We start from the raw sequence: 11,238 nt of genomic DNA, 5'->3' as shown, positions 1-11,238 counted from the left end.
TCCCCCTACGCACAGATCATACGCTGGCGCACGCGGGTGGGCGCGGTTGACCTCCGCGAATCCCGTATATACTCAGACAAATGTAACGAGCAACACGGTGCACCGAACCGGTGGCCTACAGGAAGAGGAAACGCGGGATGGCGGCACCGATCGCGAGCGTCGGACCGGCGGCGGCCCGGACGGCCGCGGCCGGCGCGCAGGAGCTGGGGGCCTACCGCCCGGCCCTGTCGCTGCTCGCCAGCCTGTTCTTCATGTGGGGCTTCATCACGGTGATCAACAACACGCTGCTGCCGCACCTGCGCAGCGTGTTCGACCTCGACTATACCCAGACCACGCTGATCGAGTCGGTCTGGTTCATCGCGTATTTCGTGGCCTCGATCCCGGCGGCGAAGCTGATCGCGCGGGTCGGCTACCAGCGCGCCCTGGTGATCGGCCTCGGCATCATGGCGGCCGGCACCTTCGGGATGGTGCTGGCCTCCCGTGAGGTCTCCTACGCGATCACGCTGACCGCCCTGTTCGTGATCGCGAGCGGCATCACCCTGCTGCAGGTCGCCGCCAACCCCTACGTGGCGGTGGTCGGCCCGGCCGAGAGCGCCTCGGCGCGGCTCAACCTCGTGCAGGCGTTCAACTCCCTGGGCACCACCCTGGCGCCGCTGTTCGGCGGCTACCTGATCCTCGGCCGCTCCACCTCGGGCAACGCCGCGGCCGGTACCGTCCTGACCCCGGCCGAGCGGCTGGCCGACGCGCAGTCGGTGCAACTGCCCTACCTGATCGTGGCGGCTTTGCTGATCGTGCTCGCCGTGGTGATCGCCCGGTTCCCGCTGCCGGCCATCGGCGGTGCGGCGCCCGTCAAGGCCGGGCGCGTGAGCGGGTCGCTCTGGCGCCACCGCAACCTCGTCTTCGGCGTTCCGGCGATCTTCATCTACCTGATCGCCGAGATCGGCGTGTCGAACCTGTTCATCAGCTTCGTGGCGCAGCCCGAGATCGGCGACCTGACCCACGCCCAGGCCGCGCGCTACCTGTTCCTGCTCTGGGGCGGGATGATGATCGGCCGCTTCGTCGGCAGCTACCTGATGCAGAGCCGGCCGGCCGAACGGGTGCTCGCCGGGGCGGCGGTCGGCGCCTGCGCGGTGATGCTGGTGGCGGCCTTCGCGACGGGGCAGGTGGCGATGTGGGCGCTGATCGCGGTGGGGCTGTTCCACGCGATCATGTTCCCGACGATCTTCACCCTCGGCATCCGCGGCCTCGGGCCGCTCACCGAGAAGGGGGCGGGGCTGCTGATCATGGCGATCGCGGGCGGCTCCCTGGTGGTGGTGCAGGGCTGGGCGGCGGACCGGTTCGGGCTGCAGAACTCCTTCCTGATCACCGCGGCCTGCGAACTCTACGTGCTGTTCTACGCCGCCTGGGGCTGCCGGACCCCGCGCGCGGCCTGACCGAAGGGCGAAGCCATGGAATCAGGGATCCGCATCGTCGCCCGTTCCGGAGGCCAGATCGCGCGCGACCGGCTCGGCGAGGGCCCGATCTGGGTGCCGGAGCGGGGCACGCTGTTCTGGGTCGACATCGAGGCCCCGGCCCTGAACTGGCTCGATCTCGCCAACGACGAGACCGGCCGTCGGCCCTTCCCGGAGCCGTTGGGCTGGATCATCCCCCGCGCCGGCCGGCGGGATTTCGTCGTCGGGCTGAAGAGCGGCTTCGCGACCTACGATTTCGAGGCCGACCGCATCGTGCCGGTCGGCGATCCGGAGCCGGACTATCCCGACAACCGCCTGAACGACGCCAAGGTGGATTTCGCCGGCCGGATCTGGGCGGGCAGCATGCACCAGGCCGAGACCGCGGTCTCGGGCTCCCTGCACCGGCTCGACCCCGACCTGACCTGGCAGCGGATGGACGGCGAATACGGGGTCGCCAACGGCCCGACCTTCAGCCTCGACGGCCGGATCATCTATCACAGCGACAGTGCCGCCCGGACGGTCTACGCCTTCGACCTCGCGGCGGACGGGACGCTCTCGGGCAAGCGGCCGTTCCTGCGCTTCCCCGACGATTGGGGCTGGCCCGACGGGATGACCACGGATGCCGAAGGCTGCCTCTGGATCGCCCATTGGGGCGGCGCCCGGATCAGCCGGGTGGATCCGGACGGACGCCTGATCCGGGCGGTCGCGCTGCCCGCCCCCAACATCACGAGCTGCGCCTTCGCGGGCGACGGGCTCGACCGCCTGTTCGTCACCTCGGCGTCGCGGGGGGCCGAGGGCGTGCCGGAGGCCGGGGCCCTGTTCGAGGTCGATGTCGGCGTGGTCGGGCTGCCGCCCCGCGCCTTCGGGGGCTGACGGCGACCGGAGCGACGGTCCGGCCGGCCTCCCCCGGATGGGGGATGCGGCGCCGCCCCGCGAGCCCTAGGGTCCCGCTGACTCCGAGACACGAGACCACCTTCAGCCCGCCCGGCCCCGGCCGCGGCGGGCTTCTTGTCGATAGGGGCGGGACGATACCGGTTTCCGATCCGGGCGGACTTAAAGAGTTTCTGTATCCGATCAATCGCTTGCGTATCCGCGCGGCTTTATCTCGGATCCGGCCGGTCCTAGACTGGATCGGGACGGCCGATTGCGTTCCCTTCGGGAGCGACGTCCCGGCCGGCCGGAGGTGACGATGGGCCAGACGACGATCAAGGACGTCGCGCGGCGGGCCGGCTTCAGCTTCCAGACGGTGTCGCTGGTCCTGAACCATCCGGAGAAGGTCGCCCGGACCACCCGCGCGACCATAGAGGCGGCCATGCGCGACCTCGACTTCGTGCCGAGCCTCGCGGCGCGCGCGCTGCGCAAGAAGCCGAGCCGCAGCATCGCCTGCGTGTCCTGCTTAGAGCCGTGCCCGATCGCGTTGCAATCGGGCACGGCTCTAAGCCTCTGTTTTGACGCGCTCTCTTGCGCCGAACCGGTATCCACTTCGGCGGAGAGCGCTCTAGGCGCCGAGGCCACCGACGATGGGTCGGACCCGTTGCCGGAGACCGACACGGGCCTCGTCCTGCAGGCCTTCGCGCAGGTCACCGACCAGCACGGCTACACGCTGATCCACCGGCGCTGCCGCAGCGACGACCCGGGCAGCCCGGCCCGGATCGCGAGCCTCGTGAGCGAGGCCCGGGTCGATGGCCTCGTGGTCTTCGCCGAGCGGCGGGACGATCCGCTGATCGCCCTGCTGCAGGCCAAACGGTTTCCGTTCGTGGTGTTCGGCCTCGACGTGCCGGGTGCGCATTGCGCCGTGCGGGCCGACCGCGACGCCGTCCACGAGGCGGTCGCCTACCTGGCGCGGACCGGCAGCCGCGCGATCGGCTTCCTCAAGGGGGACGGTCGGCGGCTGCACACCGCGAGCGAGCGGTTCCGGGGCTATCGCGACGCCCTGGCGGAGGCGGGCCTGCCCCCGCGCGACGACCTCGTGGTGCCGTGCGACTGGACCTCCGGAGGCGGCTACCGGGCGACGCTCGATCTGTTCGACCGCTCCGCGCGCCCGGACGCGATCGTGGCGGCCGACGACCGGGTGGCGTTCGGGGTGCTGAAGGCGCTGCACGACCGGGGCGTGGCGGTGCCGGGGGCGGTCCGCGTCGTCGGCTTCGACAACCTCGCCCAGGGGGCCTACACGATCCCGAGCCTGACCTCGATCGCGGTGCCGACCCTCGCCATGGTGCGGTTCGCCTTCGCCACGCTGGCGGCGGTGATCGCGGGGACGCGGGCCCCGGACGACCTCGCCCGGGCACTGTTCCCCACCCGCCTGGTCCTGCGCGACTCCACGGCAACCCGGGCGCCGTAGGGCGGGACGCGCCCTACTCCGCGGCCTGCACCGAATCGGCCCCGAACTGGGCCGCGTGCAGGCGGCCATAGGCGCCCCCGGCTTCCAGCAAAGCCGCGTGGCGGCCCGTCTCGACCACGCCGCCCGCCCCCAGCACCACGATCCGGTCGGCGTCGCGGATGGTGGCGAGGCGGTGGGCGATCACCAGGGTCGTGCGCCCGCGGGCGAGGTCGGCCAGCGCCCGCTGGATCTCCCGCTCAGTCTCGGTGTCGAGTGCCGAGGTGGCCTCGTCGAGGATCAGGATCGGCGGATTCTTGAGGAAGACCCGCGCGATGGCGATGCGCTGCTTCTGCCCGCCCGACAGGCGCACCCCGCGCTCGCCCACCACCGTGGCGAGGCCCTCGGGCAGGGTGTCGATCAGCTCGCCGAGGCGGGCGCGCCGGGCGGCCGCGTCGATCTCGGCCTCGGTGGCGTCGAGGCGGCCATAGGCGATGTTCTCGCGGATCGTCCCGGCGAACAGGAACACGTCCTGCTGCACGATGCCGATCTGGCGCCGCAGGGAGGCCAGCGTGATGGCGCGGATGTCGATCCCGTCGACGGTGATGCGCCCCGCCGCGACCTCGTAGAAGCGCGGCAGCAGGGCGCACAGCGTGGTCTTGCCGACCCCCGAGGGACCGACGAACGCCACGGTCTCGCCCGCCGCCACCGCGAGGTCGAGGCCGGAAAAGACCGGGCGGCCGGCGCCGTAGCCGAAGCCCACGCCCTCGAAGCGGATATCGCCGCGTAGGGCGCCGACCGTGCGGGCGCCCGGCCCATCGGTGATGTCGGGCTCGGTGGCGAGCAGCTCCTGGTAGCGGCGGAAGCCCGCGACCCCCTTGGGATAGGTCTCCACCACGGCGCCGATCTTTTCCAGCGGCCGGTAGAACACGCCGACCAGCAGCAGGAAGCCGACGAACCCCCCGGGTGTCAGGTCGCCCCGGACCACGTAGGCGGCGCCGCCGAGCAGCACCGCGATCTGGACGAGGCGCAGGCCGAGATAGTTGATCGACAGCCCCGCCGCCATCAACCGATAGGCTTCGAGCTTGGTGTCACGGTAGCGGGCGTTGTCGAGGGCAAACAAGGCGCGCTCGTGCGGCTCGTTGGCGAAGGCCTGGACGACCCGCATGCCGCCGACATTCTCCTCGATCCGGGCGTTGAACGCCCCGACCCTTCCGTACTGCGTCTGCCAGTTGCGGGTCATCCGGCCGCCGTAGCGGATCGACACGAAGGCGATCAGCGGCAGGATCGCCCCGGTGATCAGCGCCAGGGGCGCGTGCACCGTGACCATCAGCGCGAAGGCGCCCAGCAGCGTCATGATGGCGATGAACAGGTCTTCGGGCCCGTGATGGGCGACCTCGCCGATCTCCTCCAGATCCTTGGTCACCCGGGCGACGATGTGGCCGGTCTTCTGGCCGTCGTAGAAGCGGAAGGAGAGCTTCTGCAGGTGGTCGAAGGCCCGGGCCCGCATCGTGGTCTCGATGTTGATGCCGAGCACGTGGCCCCAATAGGTCACCACCACCATCAGCCCGGCATTGGCGACATAGACCAGCGCCAGACCGGCGGCGGCGAGCACGATCAGGCCCCAATCCTGCCGGGGCAGCAGGGAATCGATGAAGCTCTTCACCGCGATGGGGAAGCCGAGCTCCAGCAGACCCGACAGCACCGCGCAGCCGAAATCCACCAGGAACAGGGTCCGGTACGGCCGGTAATAGGCGAGGAAGGCCTTCAGCATCGCGGCTCGGATCAACTCTGGGCGGCGCACGCGACGGGGCAGAGCGCGCCGCAGGACGGCACTCCCGGCAGGCGGTGGCGCAGGCAGCAGACCCGCCGCCGCCGGCAGCCCGACGCCCCCGGGCAGAGCGCCTGCGCCAGCGGGCTCTTAGAACAGGCCGGGCCGGCGCGCCATCCGAGGCAGGCCGCGACGTCGTCACAGGCCGCCTCCGCTCCGTCGCCGCGTGAGCTTTCAAGTTCCCGCGCGACGTAGTCGAGGATCACCGCGGCGTTGCCCCAGAGGATCCGCGGGGCGATCCCGCACCGTTCGTGGCACAGCTCTACGAACGGGCGCAGATGCGCCTCCACCAGCCCGGCGAGGCCGGGGGCCGCGCAGGATCCGCACCCCTCCGCGGGCAGGCGGAAGCGGCAGGGCCGGCCGGCGGCGTCGCGTTCGAGACTCAGCGCGTCGAAGGCGAGCGGCAGCGGGCGGCCGAGGCGCACCAGGGCGGTCAGCGCGGGGGTGGCGAGGGCCGCGAGGTAGAACTGGCTCCAGTACGAGACCAGGACGCGCCGGTCGCACGGGGCGCATCCCGCCGCCGGGTCGAGCCCCGCCGCCGGGTCGAGCCCCGCCGCCGGGTCGAGCCCCGCCGCGAAGGCGTCGAGCGTCGCGTCGAACACGCGCGGGTCGCGCAGCGCCTGGAGCGGCATCGTCCCCGGGCCGCCGGGGCCATCGGCGACGCCGTCCCGGTAGGCGGCGAGGGAATCGGGAACCTGCGCGGCGACCTCTTCGGCGATCATCGCGTGCCCGCCCGGTCGGTCCGCAGGGTCCGGTCCACCGCGACGGCGAGCCACGCCACCGCGGCGGCGTAGGGCAGCAGGGTGGCGGCGAAGTAGCCCGGCCAGCCGATCCAGCCGGCGAGCGCCGGGGCGGCGACCCGCAGGGGCATCGCGGCGAAGAAGGCCGCCCCGAACAGCAGCGCGTAGTCGGTGGCGGGGCTCGGTCCCTGCGCCCAGCGGTAGATCATGTTGAACACCGGCACGCCGAGGAATCCGCCCGCGACGAAGCTCAGCACCGCGGCGAAGAGGGCGAGATCGGCCATCCGGCCCGCGCAGGCTCCGGCCATCAGGGCCCCGGAGGCGAGGACGCCGACGGCGCCGAACCCGATCAGCCGGACCGTGCCGAACCGGGCGGCGAGCCCGCCCGCCGCCAGCGCCATGACGAGGTTGACCGCCGGCAGGACGGTGCCGGTCAGGAACCCGACCTGCCCGAGGGGCACGCCGAGATCGAGCAGCGCCAGGGTGTTGGGACCGGAGAGCAGGTAGGCGGCGGCGAAGTAGGCCCCGAGCGCCAGCACCCGCCCGCCCAGAACGCGCAGGCGCGCGAGCGACCCCGTCCAAAGCTCCGGCCGGCCCCCGGCCCCGCGGCGGCGCTCCTCCGGATAGAACAGGATCGGCACGAGGCAGAGGGCGTCCAAAGCCGCGCAGGCCAGGACCGCCCCGTGCCAGCCGAACCGGTCGTAGGAGCCGACCAGCACGCCGACGCCCAGGATCCCGCCGAGCGAGGCCCCGCACAGCTTGGCCGAGGCCACGAAGGCGCGCTGGTCCCCCGGCACGGTCTCGACCACCAGGGCTTCGAGGGCGATGTCCATGGTGGCCACGCAGGCGCAGGCCGCCACCGCCAGGACGAGGAGCGCCGCGAGCGGCCACTGCGCACCGAGGCTGAGGAGGACGAGGAGCAGCACCGTCGCCGCCTGCGCGGCCGCGATCCAGCCGATGCGGTGCGGGAGCACCGGCAGGTGCAGGCGGTCGAGGAGCGGCGCCCACAGGAAGGTGAGCCCGACCGGCAGGTTGATGAGCTGCAGGAGCCCGACCTCGGCCAGCTCGACACCCCGCGCCCGCAGGATCAGCGGCGCCCCGCCCGACAGGAAGCCGAGCGTCGCCCCGAAGGTCACGTACAGGCAGAAGAACGGTGCCAGCGGGCGCAAGGCCGCCAGGGTATCGGTGACACGGACGCCGATGGCCTGTCCTGCCGCCATGGGCTACGCCCGGGATCCGGCATCGGGATAACTCGCTGCCCGGCGGCTGCAGTTTATAATCACACTAATCTATTGATGAACCTCAGTTTTTGCTGACTATAGGGGTTGGTGTCGTGGATCAAGCTGGGGGCTATGGTGCCGCTGCGCGGCTCTTTGCTCTGCCGAAACGCCGCACCCGACTGGCCTGTCGCGCGGGGCCCGGAGAGCCCTGCGTTAACGCTTCATCAACCATAGTTCGGGCAGATTTTCCCATCGCGAGCCGAGCTTGGAGGGACGATCCGTGACGCGACACCGGGATTTCGACGCGCTGAGCGAGGCGCAGATCGCCGCGGGACGCACGCAGAAGCGCTGGGTCGCGCCGAAGGCCGATTTCCGGCCTATCGGACCGTTGGCGGTGGCCGACCTGCTCGACACGATCCAGCACGTCGCCGAGGCGGCCACGGGCGAGCGCAGCTTCCTGCACCTGCGCCCCAAAGCCACCGGCACACGGGGACGCTGAGAGCCGGCGTCAGGCTCCGGTCCCGGCCACGTCCCGGACGGTCCGCTTCGCCTGACGCCACGTCCGCCAGGGTTCGAGGTTCGCGAGCGCCATCCGGCGTGTGCCGAGCCAGCCGAGCCAAAGCGCCATGGCCAGGAAGGGCGCGGCGACGATCAGCGCCGCCGTCGCCTCCGAGCCCAGCGGCAGCGCCAGCAGCTTCACCACCCCGTCGAGGCCCAGGAAGAAGGTCACGATCAGGAGGATCGGGATCGTCCCCACGATGGCGACCAGCGAGACGATCGCCCGGATGTTGCCGTCGACCTCGGTCCGCGCGAGCGTGAGCAGCGCCTCGACATGGGCCGTGCCCTCGCGCAGGGCTGCGATCAGCAGGGCCAAGGTGCCGTCAGGGGTGTTTCCGTCAGGGGGTTGGCGCATGGTGCCGGATCTTCCGTGAACAGCCCCCGGCCAACGGGCCCGCCGGCCGATCCGTTCCGCCTCCCCTTCACAACAGCAGCAGCACGGCCCCGAGGACGAGCAGCGTCGCGAGGCCCGCCAGGGCGACGGCCCGGTTGACCCCCGCCCCGTCGTCCGGATCCGCCTGCGGCGGCGATGCCGGCCGCGATCCGGACTCCGTCGTTGAGGCCGCGGCGTCCCCGCTCTGCGCCGCCCGGACCAGCGGGACGGGGCCGGGATCCCGCGGCGGGAGGGTCAGGGCGGTGGTGAGCGGCTTGTCGGTGGGCGGCCCGAAGGCTTCGGGCTCGACGCTGATGCCGGCGGCCTCCAGTTCGAGCATCACCAGGACGAGGGCATCGACATCCAGGTGCTCCACCGGCAGCGCGGCCCGCAGGTCGTCCGCCGAGAGTTCTCCGCGGTCCCGGCCGAGGGCGATGAGCCGGTCGAGGGTCCCGCGATCGATGGTCTGGGACATGTCCGGCCCCCTGCCCTGCTGGCTCGTCGCCAACGCGCGAGGGCGGGGGCGGTTACCGGATCTCCTCCCCACCGCGCGTTCCAATGTTTACGCCTCTGCACCGACGCGCTCTCCTCCCCACAAGGGGGAGGGAAATGCGCTTTGTTTTGAAAGGGCTTGGTCTCGGGGAGCGACGCGCGATGCGGCAGGCTTAGCGACTGAGAATGGCCAGCGCGTCGCTCGGCTCCGGCTCAGTCGAGCCCCGCGGGCGCCGGAGCATCGGCCGCTCCACGCAATACCAGCTCAGGATCCCGAGGGGCAGCGCCGCCGCCAGCGTCAGGGTTGCCCCCGTCCAGGGGGAGAGCCCGGGCACCCAGGCGATCAGCAGGTTCTGGATCGGCCACGCGTAGAGATAGAGCCCGTAGGAGGGATCGACCTGCGCGGTGGCGCGGCTCAGGGCGAGGGGCCGGACCGCGAAGGCGAACCAGAAGATCAGGTAGCCGCCGAGCAGCGCGAAGGCCGGCTCGGCGAGCGGCGGGCTGAACAGCAGCGGCAGGAGCAGCAGGGCGGCGCAGGCCGCGCCCCGGCCGGTATAGGTGATCCGGTCGGCGAAGAGCTGGAAGGCACCGCCGCAGGCGAACACGAAGCCGAGCCGGATCATCTCCGACAGGGAACCCAGCCCGTCGCCCGGATGCCCGATCGGCAGGTACAGCCACCGCAGCACGAGGAGGCCGCTCAAGCCCGCCAGCATCGCGAGGTAGCGGCCCCGCCGCCGGAGCGCCCGGGCGGTGCCGACGAGGCCGAGCAGCAGGTAGCAGCCGAACTCGCAGGGGATCGTCCACATCGCGCCGTCGAGCAGCGGATAGGGCAGGTCCGCGAAGGCGCCCGGGACCACCGGCATGAGCAGCAGCGCCAGCCGCACCAGGGTCTCGGGGAGCGAGACCGCCGCGAGGTCGCCCCCGGCCAGGGGCGCGACGATCGCGATGCACAGGAGCGACGCCGCCACGAAGCCCGGATAGATCCGCCGCACCCGCCGCATCAGGTAGTCGGCGAAGGAGCGCTTGGCCCGGTAGCTCGCGGTGATCAGGTAGCCGCTCACGAGGAAGAAGCCGTCGACCGCCACCTCGCCGAACGACAGGGTGCCGAACACCCGGGTGAGCAGCTCGCGCGACCGGTCCCCGTCCACCAGCTCGGGGGCGTGGGCGAGGATCACCAGGGCCGCGAACAGCAGGCGCAGCGTCCCGAAATTGTTCGCCCGGCCGCCCAGTGCCACCCCTGCCCGCTCCGTCCTGCCTCCGACCCGCCCAGGGGCCGGGAAACCCGGAGGCCCTACAAGGGCGAAGCGGCAACACCGGGGCGGGATCTGCGGCCACGCGTCCGGGCTACGACCCTACCATCGCCGCGCTCAGGTCGGCCTTAAACGCGCTGATCATCGCCTCGCGCCGACGCGCCCCGACGAGGCGCAGGAGCTCAAGCTCGCGCGTCATCCGGTGGAAGCGCGGCGTCAGGCCGAGTCGCGCGCGCTTCGAGGCCGCCTTCAACCAGGGATCGGCGCTGACCGGGGCCGCGGAGGCGTCGCGGCCATGCCAGTAAGGCCAGCGCGTGAGGGCGAGGGCCGCCAGATCGTCGAGGAGCCGGTCGATCAGCGCCGCGGCGCCGGACCGATCCGCGTCCGCGACCAGCAGGGCGCCGCGCTCGGTGCTCTCCGACACGAGGGTGCCGATGGCTGCGCGGCCGACACCCAGGACGGCGAGGCGCTCGCCCGGCCCCAGACCGGCGATGCGCCGAGCCAGATCGTCTGCCGTGATCCGCGGCCGCGCCGCCGAGTTGGGGGAACACAAGCAAACCGAGACCGCGCTGCCGACCTGCCGACGACGCCTTGCGCCCTGCGGCCCTGCGTCGGACCCATACAGCACAGCGTCGCGCGTCTGGCTACGCCATCTACATCTTCAGGTTGTCGCAGCGTCGGGCTTCTGCCACCGCCCTGCTCTGAGCCGCCGGGTGTCCGGTCGCCGTTGCGCTGACGGCGCGGTTGGGCTAGGGAATGGCTGCGGCCTGCACCCGTAGCTCAGCTGGATAGAGCGTTGCCCTCCGAAGGCAAAGGTCACACGTTCGAATCGTGTCGGGTGCGCCAATATTTTTAACGACTTAGCTCGTAATTGGTCGAGCGTGGATCGCCGCGGGTAGCACCGGGGTAGCACGCGGACCGAAAGCTGCATCTCGCGGCGGTCATTGCTAGTTAGCTCGAATCAAGCCCCCTGCCCTCGTTCGCGCCGCGTCCGACAGGGCGAGGG

11 protein-coding genes and 1 tRNA gene are annotated in these 11,238 nt (G+C 71.8%); 5 read left to right on the top strand and 7 right to left on the bottom strand.

Annotated elements, in window-relative coordinates; translation table 11 throughout:
* The first annotated feature begins 137 nt into the window (after positions 1-137).
* From OXS27_RS13750 to OXS27_RS13740, 3 genes are all read left to right on the top strand, one after another.
* Positions 138-1,433 (top strand): sugar MFS transporter, encoded by a 1,296-nt coding sequence (locus tag OXS27_RS13750; protein ID WP_243923747.1) that lies wholly within the window; start codon positions 138-140, stop codon positions 1,431-1,433.
* Between the two features lie 15 nt (positions 1,434-1,448).
* Positions 1,449-2,324: an SMP-30/gluconolactonase/LRE family protein gene (locus OXS27_RS13745; RefSeq protein ID WP_267356690.1), complete on the top strand. Its 876-nt coding sequence runs from the start codon at positions 1,449-1,451 to the stop codon at positions 2,322-2,324.
* A 316-nt stretch (positions 2,325-2,640) separates the two neighbouring features.
* Positions 2,641-3,792 carry a LacI family DNA-binding transcriptional regulator gene (locus OXS27_RS13740; protein ID WP_267356688.1) on the top strand — a complete coding sequence of 384 codons (1,152 nt, stop codon included), beginning with the start codon at positions 2,641-2,643 and terminating at the stop codon, positions 3,790-3,792.
* 13 nt (positions 3,793-3,805) lie between these two features.
* Here the strand turns inward: OXS27_RS13740 and OXS27_RS13735 are convergent, their stop codons facing one another.
* Genes OXS27_RS13735 through OXS27_RS13725 form a run of 3 tightly spaced genes read right to left on the bottom strand, consistent with a single transcriptional unit; the run spans position 3,806 to position 7,559 of the window.
* Complete coding sequence (locus tag OXS27_RS13735; protein WP_267356686.1) at positions 3,806-5,542, bottom strand: ABC transporter ATP-binding protein; 1,737 nt, start codon at positions 5,540-5,542, stop codon at positions 3,806-3,808.
* Positions 5,543-5,553: 11 nt separating this feature from the next.
* Positions 5,554-6,321 (bottom strand): siderophore-iron reductase FhuF, encoded by a 768-nt coding sequence (gene fhuF, locus OXS27_RS13730; protein WP_267356684.1) that lies wholly within the window; start codon positions 6,319-6,321, stop codon positions 5,554-5,556.
* Positions 6,318-7,559 carry an MFS transporter gene (locus OXS27_RS13725; protein ID WP_267356682.1) on the bottom strand — a complete coding sequence of 414 codons (1,242 nt, stop codon included), beginning with the start codon at positions 7,557-7,559 and terminating at the stop codon, positions 6,318-6,320. Before OXS27_RS13725 ends, fhuF begins: the two co-directional genes overlap by 4 nt.
* Before the next feature lie 280 nt (positions 7,560-7,839).
* On the opposite strand from OXS27_RS13725, the gene OXS27_RS13720 reads away from it, so the two are divergent.
* Positions 7,840-8,058, top strand: a complete 219-nt coding sequence (locus OXS27_RS13720; protein ID WP_243923735.1) for a hypothetical protein — start codon at positions 7,840-7,842, stop codon at positions 8,056-8,058.
* A gap of 9 nt (positions 8,059-8,067) precedes the next feature.
* Here OXS27_RS13720 and OXS27_RS13715 read toward each other — a convergent pair whose 3' ends face one another.
* The 4 genes from OXS27_RS13715 to OXS27_RS13700 all read right to left on the bottom strand — a co-directional run bounded on the left by OXS27_RS13715 (position 8,068) and on the right by OXS27_RS13700 (position 10,785).
* Complete coding sequence (locus OXS27_RS13715; protein ID WP_243923733.1) at positions 8,068-8,472, bottom strand: phage holin family protein; 405 nt, start codon at positions 8,470-8,472, stop codon at positions 8,068-8,070.
* A gap of 67 nt (positions 8,473-8,539) precedes the next feature.
* Complete coding sequence (locus OXS27_RS13710) at positions 8,540-8,965, bottom strand: RNA polymerase sigma factor region1.1 domain-containing protein (protein WP_267356676.1); 426 nt, start codon at positions 8,963-8,965, stop codon at positions 8,540-8,542.
* A 190-nt stretch (positions 8,966-9,155) separates the two neighbouring features.
* On the bottom strand, positions 9,156-10,217 hold the full coding sequence (locus tag OXS27_RS13705) for an acyltransferase (protein WP_267356674.1): 1,062 nt from the start codon (positions 10,215-10,217) through the stop codon (positions 9,156-9,158).
* A 109-nt stretch (positions 10,218-10,326) separates the two neighbouring features.
* Positions 10,327-10,785, bottom strand: a complete 459-nt coding sequence (locus OXS27_RS13700) for a hypothetical protein (RefSeq protein WP_267356672.1) — start codon at positions 10,783-10,785, stop codon at positions 10,327-10,329.
* Between the two features lie 216 nt (positions 10,786-11,001).
* Here OXS27_RS13700 and OXS27_RS13695 point away from each other — a divergent pair.
* Positions 11,002-11,078 (top strand) — tRNA-Arg (locus OXS27_RS13695).
* The last annotated feature ends 160 nt before the right edge of the window (positions 11,079-11,238 follow it).

This window comes from Methylobacterium sp. GC_Met_3, assembly GCF_026540775.1.
In the GTDB taxonomy this organism is placed as follows: domain Bacteria; phylum Pseudomonadota; class Alphaproteobacteria; order Rhizobiales; family Beijerinckiaceae; genus Methylobacterium.
This window is presented reverse-complemented; position numbering and strand designations above follow the sequence as displayed.

Bases quoted from the DNA above. Each gene is read 5' to 3' on its own strand.
- OXS27_RS13710 (WP_267356676.1), bottom strand. From the start codon at position 8,965: ATGTCCCAGACCATCGATCGCGGGACCCTCGACCGGCTCATCGCCCTC.
- OXS27_RS13735 (WP_267356686.1), bottom strand. From the start codon at position 5,542: ATGCTGAAGGCCTTCCTCGCCTATTACCGGCCGTACCGGACCCTGTTC.
- OXS27_RS13715 (WP_243923733.1), bottom strand. From the start codon at position 8,472: ATGCGCCAACCCCCTGACGGAAACACCCCTGACGGCACCTTGGCCCTG.
- OXS27_RS13745 (WP_267356690.1), top strand. From the start codon at position 1,449: ATGGAATCAGGGATCCGCATCGTCGCCCGTTCCGGAGGCCAGATCGCG.
- OXS27_RS13740 (WP_267356688.1), top strand. From the start codon at position 2,641: ATGGGCCAGACGACGATCAAGGACGTCGCGCGGCGGGCCGGCTTCAGC.
- OXS27_RS13725 (WP_267356682.1), bottom strand. From the start codon at position 7,559: ATGGCGGCAGGACAGGCCATCGGCGTCCGTGTCACCGATACCCTGGCG.
- OXS27_RS13750 (WP_243923747.1), top strand. From the start codon at position 138: ATGGCGGCACCGATCGCGAGCGTCGGACCGGCGGCGGCCCGGACGGCC.
- fhuF (WP_267356684.1), bottom strand. From the start codon at position 6,321: ATGATCGCCGAAGAGGTCGCCGCGCAGGTTCCCGATTCCCTCGCCGCC.